This window comes from Arthrobacter sorbitolis, assembly GCF_054510995.1.
On the sequence record NZ_JBTNDM010000017.1, the window covers coordinates 1 to 15,302 of the forward strand.

Genomic DNA, 15,302 nt, shown 5'->3' on the forward strand with positions numbered 1-15,302 from the left:
CCTCCCCCCGAACCCCCCCCACCACCCCTCCCTCTCCCCCTCCCCCCCCCCCCCCCCCCCCCCCCCCCCCCCCCCCCCCCCCCCCTCCCCCTTGTCCCGCTTCGTCGTCCCCGGCTCCCGAGCGCGAACTACACTGGGGCCATGAGCTGGACTGACAGGCCGCCGTCGTGGCTCCCGCCCCTGCCGCCGCCCCACAGGGGCCGTGCTCTGATCGTGCTCGGCTGGATCCTCGTCGGCGGGACGTTCGTCTACATCTTCGTGATGAGCTACGTCGGCGGTACGCACACCCTGCTGACCCTGGTGCCCCTCCTGCTCGGCCTCCTGTGCCTCATCGTCGGCCTGCTGCGGCGGGACACCCGCGAGCGGTAGCGTGTTGCCCGTCAGTTAATTACACGATAAAAATAAGCAATGACCTTCGAACCCCTCCACCTCTCGCGCGGGGGCACCAGCGTGGTGCTCGAGCCCCATCCCCACGGACTGCCGGCCCTCGGCTACTGGGGCCCGGACCTCGGTGCCACGGACCCGGCCTCCCTCACCGCCCTCGCCGCCGCGCAGCAGCCGCAACGGGTCTCGGGCGGCATCGACGTCCCGGCGCGCCTCACCCTCCTGCCCCTCGAATCCGCGGGCTGGCAGGGTACGCCCGGGCTGACGGGGGACCGCTCGGGAGCCCGTCTCCACCCGAGGTTCACCGTGGTGACCATGGACTGCGCACCCGGGTCCGCGGCGGCCGTCATCGAGGCGCGCGACGACGACGCCGGGCTGGCGCTGACCGCCCACGTGGGCCTCACGGCGTCGGGCCTGTTCACACAGTGTCTCGTGCTTACCAACACGGGCGACGACGAGTACGAGGTGCGCTCGCTGGCCCTCTTCTTCCCGCTCCACCACACCGCGGCCGAGATCCTGGACACCACCGGCCGCCACCTCCGGGAGCGGACCCCGCAGCGGCACGCCCTGACCGTCGGCACCTACTCACGCACGAGCCGCCGTGGGCGGCCCGGAGCGGACGCGACGGTGCTCCTGGCAGCGGGAGTCCCCGGCTTCGGCTTCGAGCACGGCCGCGTGCAGGGCGTCCACCTCGCCTGGAGCGGCAACCAGCAGGTCCTCGCCGAGAAGACGCCCGCCGGCCCCGCGTTCCTCGCGGCGGGTGAGGTGCTGTCGCCCCGCGAGGTCGTGCTCGCGCCGGGCGGCAGCTACGCCACCCCCGAGGCGATCGGCTCCTGGGGCGAGGGGCTCAACGAACTCTCCGGCCGCTTCCACCGGGACCTCCGGGCGCGGGCCTCGCACCCGCAGCGCCCGCGGCCCGTCACCCTCAACACGTGGGAGGCCGTCTACTTCGACCTGGACCTCCCGCGCCTGACGGCCCTCGCCGACAGGGCGGCCTCCCTCGGCGTCGAACGGTTCGTGCTCGACGACGGCTGGTTCCGCGGTCGGCGCGACGACACCTCGGGCCTCGGCGACTGGTACGTGGACGAGGCCGTCTGGCCCGACGGCCTGGCGCCCATCATCGACCGCGTCCGGGCGCTCGGCATGGAGTTCGGGCTCTGGTTCGAACCGGAGATGATCAACCCGGACTCCGACCTCGCCCGCACCCACCCGGACTGGATCCTGCAGCCCGAGGGGCGCCTGCCCCTGCCGGGGCGGCAGCAGCAGGTCCTGAACCTCGGCAACCCCGACGCCTACGCGTACATCCTCGAACGCCTCGACGACATCCTGTCCACCAACGACATCGCCTACGTGAAGTGGGACCACAACCGGGACCTGCTCGAGGCAGCGGACGCGCGGACCGGGCGCGCCGGGGTGCACCGGCACGTCGCCGCGCTCTACCGGCTGCTCGACGAGCTGCGGCGGCGCCACCCGGGACTCGAGATCGAGAGCTGCGCCTCGGGCGGGGCGCGCGTGGACCTCGGCATCCTGGCGCGCACGGACCGGATCTGGACGAGCGACTGCATCGACCCGATCGAGCGGCTCGTCAACCAGAAGTACACGGGCCTCGTCGTGCCTCCGGAACTGATGGGGATGCACATCGGCGGCCCGGTCTCGCACTCCACCGGCCGGGCCCACACCCTGCCCTTCCGGGCCGGTACCGCCGTCTTCGGGCACTACGGCATCGAGTGGGACATCTCCGACCTCACCGCCGCCGAGTACGCGGCGCTCGGCCGGTACGTCGACCTCCACCGCTCGTGGCGCCGCGACCTGCACCGCGGAGCCGTCATGCACGCGGATCTCGCGGACCCGGCGATGGACCTGCGGGGCGTCGTCTCCGAGGACCGCCGGCGGGCGCTCTTCGGGTACTCGCTCACGGGATCGAGCGCGAGCTACCCACCCGGTCCGCTGACCTTCCCGGGCCTCGACCCGGACACGCTGTACACCGTGGAGCCGGCCGTCCCGGAGGAGGGGCATCCCGGCAACGGGCAGTCGCCGCTCGCCTGGCTGCAGTCGGCCCTCGACGGTGCACCGCTGCGGCTCTCCGGCCGGGTGCTGGCGCAGGCGGGGCTCCAGGCGCCCGTGCTGCTGCCGGAGCAGACCCTGCTGATCGCGTTCCACGCGGCCTGACAGCCCTCGATCGCAGCCGCGGCGGGCCGGGGGATCCGGCGGGGATCCGGCGGGGATCCAGCGGGCCGGGGGATCCGGTGGGGATCCGCAGGGCTGAGCGGCCGGTGTCCCGGGCCGGAGTGCTCAGACCCCGTCCGTGAGGGTCCGGCCGTACAGTCCCAGGAGCGCCTCGACGCCGCCCTCGCGCATCGCCCGGCGCTGGCGCTCGGCTCCCGTGCCGCGCTCCGCCAGGGCCGCGAGCCCCGCCTCGACCTCGGCCGTGTCGCCCTCGGCCTCGAGTGCCGCACCGACGTGGTCGAGGAAGGCCGCGAGATGCTGCCGGGCGGGTACCCGCTCCGCCGTGGCGAGGTCCACCAGGTGGTGTTCCATCCCGTCCCGCGCGGCCTGCCAGAGCGCCGCGTCGAGGAGCTCCGGATCGGGGACGAGGGGCGCCGCGTCGGTCTCGGCCTCCTGCAGGGCCGTGACCACGAGGGCACGGGTCAGGGCCCCGATGAGCACGGCGTCGCGTGCCTCGAGCTGCACGTCGCAGGCCCTGAGCTCGAGGGTGGGATAACGGTCCGAGAGCCGCGCCACCCAGGTGAGGACCCCGCGGTCGAGGATGGCGCCGGTGGCACTGATGGCGGTGATGCGGCGCTCGTAGTCCGCGGCATCGGCGAAGTAGGGCGCCACGCCCTGGACGGCCCAGCGGCGGTAGTGGATGACGCGCCAGCTGCCGAAGCCGCTGTCCCGGCCGAGCCAGTAGGGGGAGTTCACCCCGAGGGCGGTGAGCAGGGGGATCCACGGGCGGATGCGGTTGAGGGCCTGGACCCCACGCTCCTGGTCGGGCACGCCGACGTGCACGTGCAGCCCGTTGACGAACTGGTCCCCGACGATGCCGGGCGCGGTGGCGCGCAGGTCCTCGTAGCGCTGCTTGTCGGTGAGTTCCGGGTAGCCCTGCCGGATCCACGGGGCCGTTCCGGTGGCCGCCCCGAGGGTCCCGGCGCGCGTCGCGGCATCGGCGAACGTCCGGCGGAAGGTCAGCAGGGACTCCTCGGCCTGCGCCAGGGTCTCGCACACGGGTGTCGCCGTCTCGATCTGGCAGGACAGCAGCTCGCGCTGGATCTCGTCCTCGCCGATCTCCGGGACGGCCTCGAGCAGCCCCTGCACCTCCGTGGCACGGTGCGCGGGCAACCCGGACGCGGGTTCGAGGAGCAGGTACTCCTCCTCAAGTCCGAGAGTGGTCATGGGGGACTCCATCCGTGGGCGACGGGGACATGCCGGGCGCGGGGAGCGCGCAGTCCGCCCAGTCTAGGAGCGGGTACCGCGCGCGGGCGACTCGACCGCACCGTGGCCCGTCCGATCACGGTCCGGCGACCCGTCCGGCGCCGCGGAGTCAACGGGGTCAACGGGGCAACGTGCACCCTTCATGGGGGACCGTGGTCTCGATCCACAGGGCGCGGGCGAGGGCCTCGTCCACCGTGAGCGTCACGGCTGGTGCAGGGACGGACGACGGCGCGGCGGTGGGAGCGGGCGCGCCGCCGACGTGCAGCTCGAGCGCCGACCCCACGCCGTGCCGCACGAGGTGCAGCTCGTCGTCGAGGCCGATCCCGTGCCGGCCGAGGAAGCGCAGGATCTCGGGGTCGTCGTCGCTCACCCGCGCTACCCTGCCCGCGTGGCCGTCGTCGACGCCGTCGAGCCGGAGCGCCGGTGGATAGCGGACGGAGCCGTCGGCCGACGGGATGGGATCCCCGTGGGGGTCGCGCCACGGACGGCCGAGCTTGGCGTCGAGCCGTTCGACGAAGGCGTCCGAGACGGTGTGCTCGAGCAGTTCGGCCTCGTCGTGCACCTCGTCCCAGCCGTACCCGAGCTCGGTGACGAGGAAGGCCTCGATGAGCCGGTGCCGCCGCACCATGGCGAGGGCGAGTGTGCGGCCGGCGGGGGTGAGTCCGACGGGACCGTACTTGCGGTGCTCGGCGAGGCCGAGGTCCACGAGCTTGGCGACCATCCCCGTGACCGAGGAATTGGCCACGGACAGGCGTGCGGCCAGGTGCGTGGCCGTCATCGGCGTCGTCTGCCACTCGGTGAAGGTGTAGATGGCCTTGACGTAGTCCTGCACGCTGGTCGACTCGATGCTGAGGACCGCGCCCCTGCGGCTCGCCATCAGGCGGCCGGCCGGGAGGTCGCGGTACCGGACGCGATACGGGATTCCGCCCCGGATCCGGGAGGTCGGCCGGTGCGCGTCCGGGTACGCGCGACCGAGCGCCGCCGGACCTGCCAGAGGAGCCCGTCGGGGCGCGCGAAGAGGTAGACGGCGGCGAACACGAGAGCCTGGCACAGCACCACCGCCGCACCCGTGGAGATGTCGAGGTAGTAGCTGGCGTAGATCCCGGACACGGAGGCCGCCACGGTGAGGACGACGGCGATCACCAGCATGCGGTCGAAGCTGCGGGACAGCAGGAAGGCCGTGGCCCCCGGGGTGATGAGCATCGCCACGACGAGGATGATCCCGACGGCCTGCAGGCCGACGACGACCGTGAGGGCGAGCAGGCCGAGCAGCAGCGCCGTCAGGAACCGGGTGTTGAGCCCGATCACGTGTGCGTGCGTGCGGTCGAACGCCAGCAGGGTGAGGTCCCGCCGCTTGAACAGCAGGACGGCGAGGGTCAGGGCGCCGAGGACCAGCACCTGCCGCACGTCCCCCGCGGAAACGCCGAGGACGTTCCCGAACAGGATGTGCATGAGGTCGATCTGCGACGGCGTCGCGGAGACGATGGCCAGCCCGGACGCGAAGAGGGCGGTGAAGACCACCCCGATCACGGTGTCGGCCTTCAGCTTCGTGGTGGACCGGACGATCCCGATGAGGGCGACCGCACCCGCGCCGAAGACGAAGGCGCCGATCGAGAACGGGATCCCGAGGATGTACGCGAGGGCGACGCCGGGCAGGACGGCGTGCGAGACGGCGTCACCCATGAGGGACCAGCCCATGAGGATCAGCCAGCACGAGAGGACGGCGGCCACGACGGCCGCGGCGACGGTGACCGCCAGGGCCCGGGTGAGGAACCCGTACTGCAGCGGTTCGAGGAGGAAGGCGAGGACGTCCATGTCAGAATCCCCGGTCCGAAGCAGGAGCCGGCGCCGGAACGCCGGGCGTCACGGGGACGGGCTCGTCCGATGGCGCCGCCGTCGTGTCCTCGGGGGCGGCGCCGAAGGCCCGGGCGAGATTGCCCTGCGTCAGCACCTCCGCGGGCCCGCCGGACGCCAGGACCCGCCGGTGCAGGAGGACCGCCTCGTCGCACAGGGCGGGTACTCCCGCGAGGTCGTGCGTGGAGACCAGCACCGAGCGGCCCTCGTCCCGGAGTCCCTTCAGGAGACCGGTCATGGTGCGCTCGCTGGCCTGGTCCACGCCCGCGAACGGCTCGTCGAGCAGGAGCAGCCGGGCGTCCTGGGCGATGCTCCGGGCGATGAAGACCCGCTTCCGCTGTCCGCCGGACAGCTGGCCGATCTGCCGCTTCCGCAGCGCCGTGAGGCCCACCCGGTTCAGGGCGTCACCGACGGCGGCCCGCTCGGCGGCACCGAGTCGCCGGGAGGCCCCGAGGCGCCCGTACAGGCCCATGGCGACGACGTCCGACACGGACACCGGGAAGGTCCAGTCGACCTCCTCCGCCTGCGGCATGTAGGCGACGAGGCCCTGCTTCCGGGCGTGCGTGGTGCTCGTCCCGAAGAGGCGGACGCTGCCGTCCTGCGGGACCAGGAGTCCCATGAGGGCCTTGAACAGGGTCGACTTCCCCGAGCCGTTGACCCCGATCAACCCGCAGATCCTGCCGGGCGCCAGGGTCAGGGAGACGTCGTCGAGCGCGTGGACCTCGTCGTAGCGGACGGTCAGGTTCCGGACGTCGAGGACCGGAGCGCCGGGATCGGGGTGGATCGTCATCGTGCGAGTCCTTCCGTGATGGTCTCGAGGTCGTAGCGGATGAGGTCCAGGAACGTCGGCACGGGTCCGTCGGTCCCGGACAGCGAGTCCACGTAGAGGGTCCCGCCGAGCTCCGCCCCCGTGGCGAGGGCCACCTGCTCCTGTGCCGAGGCGTTGACCGTGGACTCGCAGAAGAGCGTCGGGACGCCGCGCTCCTCCACGAAGCCGATCACCTCGCGGATCTGCCGGGGCGTCCCCTCGGAGTCGGCGTTGACCGGCCAGATGAATGCCTCCGCGAGCCCGGCGTCGCGGGCGAGGTAGGAGAACGCGCCTTCGCAGGTCACGAGCGCCGGAGCCTCCACCCGGGCGATGTCGGCGCGGAAGGCTGCCAGCAGGTCGGCGAGCTCCTCCTTGAGGAGCCGCCCGTTCGCCTCGAAGTCCCCGGCATGGTCGGGGTCGAGCCCGGACAGGGCATCGACGGTGTTGTCGACGTACGTCTGCGCCGCGAGCGGCGACATCCAGGCATGCGGATTGGCACGCCCGCTGTAGTCGCCGGAGCGGATGTCCAGGGGTTCGACGCCGTCGGACAGGACCACGTGCGGCGCATCGACCGCTGTGAGGAAGCGCTCGAACCACCGCTCGAGTCCCAGCCCGTTGTCGAGGATGAGGTCCGCGTCCTGGGCCCGGACGAGGTCCGACGGCGTCGGTTCGTAGCCGTGGATCTCCGCACCCACCTTGGTGATCGACTCGACCCGCACGTGGCCTCCGGCGACGGTGTCGGCGAGATCCGCGAGCACCGAGAAGGTGGTGAGCACGAGGGGGCGATCGTCGACGGGTCCCGGACGGGCAGGAGAGGCGCCGCATCCGCTCAGCACGGCGACGAGGACGAGGCACCAGGCGAGACGCACCGGCGTCGGCTCCCGCCACGGATTTTGAGGCATACCTAAAAATAGTCGTCAGGCACACCGAAATCTAGGCGGGGAGCAGGGACGATCGCCAGGCATGGGTGTAGTAGGGGAGCCGGACCGCGGCGTCGGGCGGGAAGGCCAGGTACTCGGTGAGGTACCAGCGCAGATTCGCCTCGACGCGGGCCCGCCCCGCGGGCGAGGCGCGCCGGTAGTGGCTGCGGGAGCGGGCCAGCTCCATGATGCCGGGGACGGTCAGCTCCTGGGACCAGTGCACCAGGAGCTGCTCGGGCGGCCCGAAGGAGGGCCCCAACACGGGACGGTAGGCGGGGGAGTAGACGTCACCCGCGTGCATGATGCGGGACAGGCGGTGCACCCAGGGGAGCGAGACGTCGAGCTGGTTCCAGAGCAGGGCCAGCCGCCCACCGGCGGCCAGCACCCGGGCGGCCTCCCGGACCGCCGAGGGGTGGTCGCACCAGTGCCAGGCCTGCGCGAGCGTGACCAGGTCCAGGGCCGCATCGGGCAGGTGCGAGTGCTCGGCGGTGCCGACGACGACGTGCACGGCGGGCAGCCGGGTCGAGAGGACGGCCAGCATGTCCTCCGACGGGTCGACGGCGGTCACGTCGAGCCCGCGGTCGGCCAAGAGGGCGGTGAAGAGCCCGGTCCCGGACCCGATGTCGGCCGCCCGGCGGGCACACGCGGGGACGATCCAGTCGGCGACGGCGGCGGGATACCCGGGGCGGACGCGGTCGTAGCGCCCGGCGTCGGAGAGGTAGGCGTCGGCCAGTTCCCGCCGACGCTGCCCGTCGAGGCGCGGTCCGCCCTTCACCACGCCGTGTCCAGCGGGTTGCCCGGCGTGCTAGAGGAGGTCATCCACATCGGGGTTGAGGGTCCGCAGGACCTCGCTGTGCAGGGATCCGTTGGTCGCGAGGGCGTTGCCGCCGAAGGGCCCGTCCTCCCCCTCGAGCGACGTGAACCGGCCGCCGGCCTCGGTCACGATGGGGACCAGTGCCGCCATGTCGTGCAGGTTCAGCTCCGGCTCGCAGGCGATGTCCACGGCGCCCTCCGCCACGAGGCAGTAGGACCAGAAGTCGCCGTAGGCGCGCGTACGCCACACGCGGTCCGTCAGGTTCACGAACTCGGCCAGCGCACCGCGCTCCCGCCACCCGGACAGGCTGGAGTAGGACAGGGAGGCATCCGCGAGCCGGGACACGTTGGACACGCGGAGGCGCTGTGCCGCGGCGAGCGACTTGCCCGTGTACGCGCCGGTGCCTTCGGCCGCCCACCAGCGCTTGCCCAGGGCGGGCGCGCTCACCAGGCCGACGACGGGCCGGCCGTCGTCGATCAGGGAGATCAGGGTGGCCCAGACCGGGACGCCCCGGACGAAGTTCTTGGTGCCGTCGATGGGGTCGATGACCCAGCGGCGTGAGCCGGAGCCCGTGCTGCCGAACTCCTCGCCGAGGACGGCGTCGCGGGGCCTGGCCCGGGAGAGCCGGCCGCGGATGGCCTCCTCCGCGCTCTTGTCGGCGTCCGTCACGGGCGTGAGGTCCGGCTTGGTCTCGACACGGAGGTCGAGCGCCTTGAAGCGTGACATGGTCTGGTCGTCGACCGAATCGGCCATGATGTGGGCGAGGCGGAGGTCGTCGTTGTAGCCCTGCGTGAAACTCATACCGATCAACCTATCGTCTGGGCGGGCACAGCAGGCGCTGCGGGCGCGGGCGGGGCGTCCTGCGCCGGACAGCAGAAAGCCACCGCGGGCTCGCGCCGCACGGTGGCTTCCGATCCGTCGCCGCAGGGCGGCACGGGAGGAATTAGAGAACGGTGATGTTCTCGGCCTGGGGTCCCTTGGGGCCCTGGGTGGTCTCGAAGTTGACCTTCTGGTTCTCTTCGAGGGAACGGTAGCCGTTCGAGTTGATCGCGGAGAAGTGGGCGAACACGTCGGCGCCGCCGTCCTCGGGAGCGATGAAGCCGAAGCCCTTTTCGGCGTTGAACCATTTCACTGTGCCAGTAGCCATGTCGTACATCCTTACCTGGGAGAGCGCCCCGACGTTCGGGGGCTCATCGTGGTGTTCGTTACCCGCTTATCAAAAAAGCTGTCGAACTCCAGGTGGAGGGTCAAGGCTTAGAGATTTAATGCGCAAACAACAACTCCGTCTATCCTAACAGCACCGGGCCCCGTGTCCGGCATCGTGTGCCGCGCGTCACTGCTGCCCGAGCTCCTTGGCGTCGTGCGCACCGCCCCGCGCGTCGGCGATGCCGGCGGTCAGCAGGCGCCGCAGGCTGGCGAGCCGGACCGGCCCGGAGTCGCCCGCGAGCCCCTCCTCGACGTAACCGTCCAGGCCGCAGTCGACCGCGTTGTCGTCGTGCCGGCACCCGCGCTCGCAGCGCTCCGTACCCGGCTCGAGGTCCGGGAACGCCTTGAGGATCCGGCCGGCGTCCACGTGCGCGAGGCCGAAGGACCGGATGCCCGGGGTGTCGATGATCCACGTGCCCGGGGCGGCGTCGGCCGCCTTGAGGGCGAGGGCCGACGACGACGTGTGGCGTCCCCTGCCGGTGACGGCGTTGACGCCGCCCGTGGCGCGCGTGGATCCGGTGAGGGCGTTGACCATGGTCGACTTCCCCACCCCGGAGTGGCCGAGCAGCACGCTCACCTGCCCGTCGAGCTGGTCCCGCAGGGCGTCGACGGCGCCGTGCGAGAGGCGTGCGGACTCGCCGTCGTCGGACGTGGCCTCGATGCCGGGGCCCTCGTCCGTCCTGCTGATGATGACCCGCAGGTCGAGGTGCTCGTAGTTGGCGAGCAGGGCGGCCGGGTCGCGGAGGTCCGCCTTGGTGATGCACAGGAGCGGCTCGATCCCGGCGTCGTAGGCGGCCACGAGTGCACGATCGATGAAGCCCGTGCGCGGTTCCGGGTTGGCGGCGGCGACGACGATCACGAGCTGGTCGGCGTTGGCGACCACGACGCGCTCGACCGGGTCCGTGTCGTCCGCGCTGCGGCGCAGGACGGTGGAGCGCTCCTCGATGCGTACGAGGCGCGCGAGCGAGTCAGGGCCGCCGGAAAGGTCGCCGACGAGGGCCACGAGGTCCCCGGCGACGACGGCGTTGCGGCGCAGTTCGCGGGCCCGCGCGGCGACGACGGTCCGCTCGTCGGGGGTGTCCTCGTCGACGACGGTGGTGTACCGGCCGCGGTCCACCGTCACCACGCGGCCCGTCACCGCGTCGTCGTAGGCGGGGCGCGTCTTCGTGCGCGGTCGCGTCCCCTTCTTGTTGGGGCGGATCCGCACGTCGGACTCGTCCCACGCGCGGGAGCCCCGGCGGTTCCCTGCCTCGCTCATGCGCGTGCCGCCGTCCGCGGAGTAGCCGCCGAACCTGCAGTGGCTGCAGTGCCGGCGACGGCGGCCCAGAGCGCTGGGAATTCGGGGAGGGTCTTGGCGGTGGTGCCGATGTTCTCGACCCTGACGCCGTCCACGGCCAGCCCGAGGATCGCTCCTGCCGTCGCCATGCGGTGGTCGTCGTAGGTGTGGAAGACGCCGCCGTGCAGGGGCGCGGGCCGGATGACGAGGCCGTCGGCCGTCTCCTCGGCGTCCCCGCCGAGCGCGTTGATCTCCGCGACGAGCGCGGCGAGCCGGTCCGTCTCGTGCCCCCGGAGATGGGCGATGCCGGTGAGGGTCGACGGCGAGTCGGCGAGGGCGCACAGGGCGGCGACGGTCGGGGCCAGTTCGGAGGTGTCCGCGAACGTCCCACCGGAGATCGACGGTCCGCCGGTCACGGTCAGGACGCCGTCCCCGAGATCGGCCCGCGCTCCCATGAGCGGCAGGATCCGCCGCCAGGCGTCGCCCACCTGGGTGGTCCCCGCGGGCCAGTTCCGCACGCGCACCGTACCGCCGGTGACGAGGGCGGCCGCGAGGAACGGCCCCGCGTTGGAGAGGTCGGGTTCCACGGCGACGTCGAACGCGGCGATCGGGCCGGGGGAGACCCGCCAGTGGTCGGGCACCGAGTCGTCGACGTCCACGCCGAGGGACCGGAGGGTCTCCACCGTCATCGCCACGTGGTCGAGGCTGGGCACGGGCTCGCCCACGTGCTCGAGGTGCAGTCCCTCCGTGAAGCGGGCGCCCACGAGGATCAGCGCCGAGACGAACTGGGAGGACGCGGACGCGTCGATGACGAGCCGTCCGCCGCGGAGGTGCCCGTCACCGCCGATGGTGAACGGCAGGGCGCCGGATCCGCCGTCGTCGACCGCCACCCCGAGGCCGCGCAGTGCTTCGATGATGCTGCCCATCGGGCGGCGGCGGGCGTGCGGGTCGCCGTCGAACCGCGTGCTGCCGGCGACGAGCCCCGCCAGGGGCGGGACGAAGCGCATGACCGTGCCCGCGAGGCCGCAGTCGACGGCGCGGTCAACAGCCGTCGCGGGGCCGTCGGGCAGGGGGGTCACGCGGAGGTCCGGGCCGAAGCCGCCGTCGCCCGGCACCTCGTCGACGACGGCGCCGAGGGCGCGCAGGGCGTCGACCATGAGCGCCGAGTCACGCGAATGCAGCGGCCTCCGCAGGAGGCAGGGACCGTCGGCGAGGGCCGCGAGCACGAGGTAGCGGTTGGTGAGGGACTTGGACCCGGGGACCGAGATCTCCGCGTCCACGGGATGCGTCAGGCGGGGTGCCCGCCACAGGTCCGCGTCGGACACCCCGCCTGAGCCGGCCGTCATGTCGCCTAGGAACCGACGACGTCGGCGGCGGTCTTGCGCACGGCCAGGTCGGCCTTCTTCAGCTGCTTGCGGGCGTCCCTGCGGAAACCGGCGGCATTCTTCTTCGCATCCAGGGCGAGGTGCTCCGCGCGCCAGGCGATCCCCGGACGGCCGTTCGTGTCGACGGCGGCGAGCAGGACGGCGCCGATGAGCGAGAGGTGCTTGAGCAGCTGCGCGCGGCGGGCCTTCTTGGCCGCGGGCGTGGAGGCGTCCGCCGACCGGTAGTCGACCAGGGCGTTCACCGTGGCGGTCACGGTCAGCAGCAGCGCCGCGACGCGGGAGAACCGGCCGATGCCGAGCAGGAGTGCTGCCCCGACCTGCGTGGCGCCGAGGACCTGTCCCACCAGCTTCTCGTGGTCGGTGAGGGCGGAGGCCGCCGGGACGACCTTCGACACGCTCGCGAGGACGGGCTTGAGCTGCGGGGCCGTGGCACCCGCCGTGCGCAGCCGGTCCACACCGGAGAACACGAAGCTGCTGGCGAGCAGGGGTCGGGCGATTACGCGGACAAGGGTCACAACTGCCTCCTGGTTGCCGGCGGCATCCGCCGGTCATCGGTTCTGTACTGCTCCACTGGTACTCAGCACGCTGGATCTAGTTTTACACGCCGCATCGGCCGGGGCGATCCCGGGTCCCGGAGCGTGGACGCCGCCCCGCTGTGCGTCGGGGCCTCCGCCCGCGGCCGGTCCGGAGGGTGCGGACCCGTCCGGGGACCGGGCAGGACCGCGAGCGGGAAGGGCGCGCAGGAATAGAAGGCCCCGCGAGCAGGTTGGACGAGGGGTAACGAAGACAGTGGAAGCAGCAGGGGGAAGGGGATGCACGGATGACGGGTGCACGGACCGCGACGGTCGACAGACCGGATTTCCAGCTCTCGACGTCGGTCAAGCACGAGGCCCCCACCGGGCCGCGGCGGGTTCGACGCGTAGACTTTGGCACGATGAATACCACAGCCCCCGCAGGCAGCAGTCAGGCCGAAGATGCAGAGTTGGACGTGTCGACGGAGTCCGAGGCGGACCGTAAGGCACGGTTCGAGCGTGACGCCATGCAGTACGTCGACCAGCTCTACTCCGCCGCCATGCGCATGGCGCGGAACCCGAGCGACGCCGAGGACCTGGTGCAGGAGGCCTACACCAAGGCGTTCTCCGCGTTCCACCAGTACAAGCCCGGGACCAACCTGAAGGCGTGGCTGTACCGCATCCTCACCAACACCTACATCAACCTCTACCGCAAGAGGCAGCGCGAGCCCCTGCAGTCGCACTCGGACACGATCGAGGACTGGCAGCTCGCGAAGGCGGCCGAGCACACCCCGGCGGGGTTGCGCTCGGCGGAAGCCGAGGCGCTGGACCACCTGCCGGACTCCGATGTGAAGGACGCCCTGCAGGCGATCCCCGAGGAGTTCAGGCTCGCGGTGTACTTCTCCGACGTGGAGGGCTTCGCGTACAAGGAGATATCGGAAATCATGAACACGCCCATCGGGACCGTCATGTCCCGGCTGCACCGCGGCCGCAAGCTCCTGCGGGAACTCCTCGCCGAGTACGCGCACGAGCGGGGGCTGGGTACCACCAGTGGTGCTGGTACCAGGACCCCGGTCGCAGCAGGTGCAGCGGGCAAGGAACAGGAGATGAGGAAATGAGCGATTGCGGGAGTTTGGGCGACTGCGCCGACTCGAGGATCGAACGGCTCTACGAGTACCTGGACGGTGCGCTGTCCCATCAGGACCTCGTGGAGATCAAGGACCATCTGGACGGGTGCCCGCAGTGCGCGGAGGAGCACGACCTCGAGTGCGTCATCCGGTCGGTCGTGAAGCGGTCGTGCACCGAGGTGGCGCCGTCGACGCTGAAGGCGAGCATCCTCGACCGCATCAGCCACCTGCGGACCGTCGACCACTGACGCCGCCCCGGCAGGACCGGCAGCGACCGGCAGCACAGACGGAAGAACCTCCGGTACCCTTGCGGGCCGGAGGTTCTTCCGTCGGTGCTGCAATACGCTTGGACTCAGGTGTTGGGGCGCTTACCGTGGTTCGCGCCTCCACGCTTCCGGTCGCGACGCTTGCGTGCTCGCTTGCTCATGGCTGCCTCCTTCTTCTTCAGGCACTAAGTCGTGCAGATCTGCACCCCAGTCTCCCATACGGCTGCGGGCGTCACCTAAACAGCGCGGCCAGCGCCGTGGGGCCTGCCCCTAGGATGAGGGGACCATCCCTCACCGAAGGAGCTCCCGCATGCGCGCCGCCTACGCAGCCACCCAGTCCGGGGACGATCCGCTCGCCGGCCTCACCGTCGGCGACCTCGAGGTCCCCGACGCCCCGGCCGACTTCCGCAGGGTGAAGGTCGTGGCGTCCTGCCTGAACCACCACGACCTGTGGTCGCTGAAGGGTGTCGGGCTGCCGCAGGACCGGCTGCCCATGGTGCTCGGCTGCGATGCGGCAGGGATCGACGACGACGGCAACGAGGTGATCGTGCATGGCGTCGTCCCGTCGCCCGACTGGCGTGGTGACGAGACCCTCGACCCGCGGCGCTCCCTCCTGTCCGAGCGCTACCCGGGCACCATGGCGGACTACGTCTGGGTGCCCGCGCGGAACCTCGTGCCCAAGCCCGCGGAGCTGTCCTTCGAGGAGGCGGCCTGCCTCCCCACCGCCTGGCTGACGGCGTACCGCATGCTGTTCACCGTCTCCCCGGCCTCCCCGGGATCGACGGTGCTCGTGCAGGGCGCGGGAGGCGGCGTCGCCACCGCGCTCATCGCGCTCGCCGCGGCGGCGGGCTTCCGTGTCTGGGCCACGAGCCGCAGCGAGGACAAGCGGGGGCGCGCACTGGGCCTGGGCGCGGAGCAGGCGTTCGACGCCGGTGCCCGCCTGCCCGAGCGGGTCGACGTCGTCTTCGACTCCGTCGGCGAGGCCACGTGGGCGCACTCCCTGAAGTCGCTCGTACCCGGCGGCACCGTGGTGACGTGCGGGGCGACGAGCGGACCCGCGCCCTCCGCCGACCTCAACCGGGTGTTCTTCCTCCAGCTGCGCGTGCTCGGCTCGACGATGGGCACCCGCGAGGAACTGGAGCGGCTCACGCGCTTCCTCGTCGCCACGGGTGTCCGGCCCGTCATCGACACCGTCCTGCCCCTCGACGACGCCGCGCAGGGCTTCCGGCGCATGCTCGACGGCGACGTGTTCGGGAAGATCGTCTTCCGCCACTGAGCAGCGGCCTCCGGAACGCGACGAAGGGACCCTCCGCGGAGG

The 15,302-nt window shown here is 72.0% G+C and carries 17 protein-coding genes; 5 read left to right on the forward strand and 12 right to left on the reverse strand.

Annotated features, from left to right (window positions below):
• The first annotated feature begins 141 nt into the window (after window positions 1-141).
• Both ACX80K_RS16815 and ACX80K_RS16820 read left to right on the forward strand, forming a co-directional pair.
• Window positions 142-369, forward strand: coding sequence for a hypothetical protein (locus ACX80K_RS16815; protein ID WP_459273050.1), 228 nt, complete (start codon window positions 142-144; stop codon window positions 367-369).
• A 39-nt stretch (window positions 370-408) separates the two neighbouring features.
• The gene (locus tag ACX80K_RS16820; RefSeq protein ID WP_459273051.1) at window positions 409-2,553 is read left to right on the forward strand and encodes an alpha-galactosidase; all 2,145 of its coding nucleotides are present in this window, start codon (window positions 409-411) and stop codon (window positions 2,551-2,553) included.
• A gap of 123 nt (window positions 2,554-2,676) precedes the next feature.
• On the opposite strand, the gene ACX80K_RS16825 is transcribed toward ACX80K_RS16820, so the two are convergent.
• The 11 genes from ACX80K_RS16825 to ACX80K_RS16875 form a co-directional block, all read right to left on the reverse strand.
• A complete protein-coding gene (locus ACX80K_RS16825) occupies window positions 2,677-3,777 on the reverse strand; it encodes a carboxylate-amine ligase (RefSeq protein WP_459273052.1) in 1,101 nt (366 codons plus the stop codon).
• A 157-nt stretch (window positions 3,778-3,934) separates the two neighbouring features.
• A complete protein-coding gene (locus ACX80K_RS16830) occupies window positions 3,935-4,693 on the reverse strand; it encodes a metal-dependent transcriptional regulator (protein ID WP_459273053.1) in 759 nt (252 codons plus the stop codon).
• Complete coding sequence (locus ACX80K_RS16835; RefSeq protein WP_459273054.1) at window positions 4,693-5,631, reverse strand: metal ABC transporter permease; 939 nt, start codon at window positions 5,629-5,631, stop codon at window positions 4,693-4,695. Before ACX80K_RS16835 ends, ACX80K_RS16830 begins: the two co-directional genes overlap by 1 nt.
• 1 nt (window position 5,632) lies before the next feature.
• Window positions 5,633-6,460 (reverse strand): metal ABC transporter ATP-binding protein, encoded by an 828-nt coding sequence (locus tag ACX80K_RS16840; protein ID WP_459273055.1) that lies wholly within the window; start codon window positions 6,458-6,460, stop codon window positions 5,633-5,635.
• Window positions 6,457-7,380 carry a metal ABC transporter substrate-binding protein gene (locus ACX80K_RS16845; protein WP_459273056.1) on the reverse strand — a complete coding sequence of 308 codons (924 nt, stop codon included), beginning with the start codon at window positions 7,378-7,380 and terminating at the stop codon, window positions 6,457-6,459. Before ACX80K_RS16845 ends, ACX80K_RS16840 begins: the two co-directional genes overlap by 4 nt.
• A gap of 31 nt (window positions 7,381-7,411) precedes the next feature.
• On the reverse strand, window positions 7,412-8,176 hold the full coding sequence (locus ACX80K_RS16850; protein ID WP_459273058.1) for a class I SAM-dependent methyltransferase: 765 nt from the start codon (window positions 8,174-8,176) through the stop codon (window positions 7,412-7,414).
• A gap of 27 nt (window positions 8,177-8,203) precedes the next feature.
• Window positions 8,204-9,013 carry a histidinol-phosphatase gene (gene hisN, locus ACX80K_RS16855; protein WP_459273059.1) on the reverse strand — a complete coding sequence of 270 codons (810 nt, stop codon included), beginning with the start codon at window positions 9,011-9,013 and terminating at the stop codon, window positions 8,204-8,206.
• Window positions 9,014-9,155: 142 nt separating this feature from the next.
• Window positions 9,156-9,359 (reverse strand): cold-shock protein, encoded by a 204-nt coding sequence (locus ACX80K_RS16860; RefSeq protein ID WP_043446208.1) that lies wholly within the window; start codon window positions 9,357-9,359, stop codon window positions 9,156-9,158.
• Window positions 9,360-9,545: 186 nt separating this feature from the next.
• Window positions 9,546-10,676: a ribosome small subunit-dependent GTPase A gene (gene rsgA / locus ACX80K_RS16865; RefSeq protein WP_459273060.1), complete on the reverse strand. Its 1,131-nt coding sequence runs from the start codon at window positions 10,674-10,676 to the stop codon at window positions 9,546-9,548.
• Complete coding sequence (gene aroA / locus ACX80K_RS16870; RefSeq protein ID WP_459273061.1) at window positions 10,673-12,040, reverse strand: 3-phosphoshikimate 1-carboxyvinyltransferase; 1,368 nt, start codon at window positions 12,038-12,040, stop codon at window positions 10,673-10,675. The genes rsgA and aroA overlap by 4 nt, the downstream gene beginning before the upstream one ends.
• A gap of 5 nt (window positions 12,041-12,045) precedes the next feature.
• Window positions 12,046-12,594, reverse strand: a complete 549-nt coding sequence (locus ACX80K_RS16875) for a DoxX family protein (RefSeq protein WP_459273062.1) — start codon at window positions 12,592-12,594, stop codon at window positions 12,046-12,048.
• A gap of 419 nt (window positions 12,595-13,013) precedes the next feature.
• On the opposite strand from ACX80K_RS16875, the gene ACX80K_RS16880 reads away from it, so the two are divergent.
• Window positions 13,014-13,709, forward strand: a complete 696-nt coding sequence (locus ACX80K_RS16880; RefSeq protein ID WP_459273063.1) for a sigma-70 family RNA polymerase sigma factor — start codon at window positions 13,014-13,016, stop codon at window positions 13,707-13,709.
• On the forward strand, window positions 13,706-13,966 hold the full coding sequence (gene rsrA, locus ACX80K_RS16885; RefSeq protein WP_104179046.1) for a mycothiol system anti-sigma-R factor: 261 nt from the start codon (window positions 13,706-13,708) through the stop codon (window positions 13,964-13,966). The genes ACX80K_RS16880 and rsrA overlap by 4 nt, the downstream gene beginning before the upstream one ends.
• Window positions 13,967-14,070: 104 nt before the next feature.
• Here rsrA and ACX80K_RS16890 read toward each other — a convergent pair whose 3' ends face one another.
• Complete coding sequence (locus ACX80K_RS16890) at window positions 14,071-14,145, reverse strand: 50S ribosomal protein bL37 (protein WP_369299106.1); 75 nt, start codon at window positions 14,143-14,145, stop codon at window positions 14,071-14,073.
• Between the two features lie 149 nt (window positions 14,146-14,294).
• On the opposite strand from ACX80K_RS16890, the gene ACX80K_RS16895 reads away from it, so the two are divergent.
• Complete coding sequence (locus ACX80K_RS16895) at window positions 14,295-15,260, forward strand: zinc-binding dehydrogenase (RefSeq protein ID WP_459273064.1); 966 nt, start codon at window positions 14,295-14,297, stop codon at window positions 15,258-15,260.
• The last annotated feature ends 42 nt before the right edge of the window (window positions 15,261-15,302 follow it).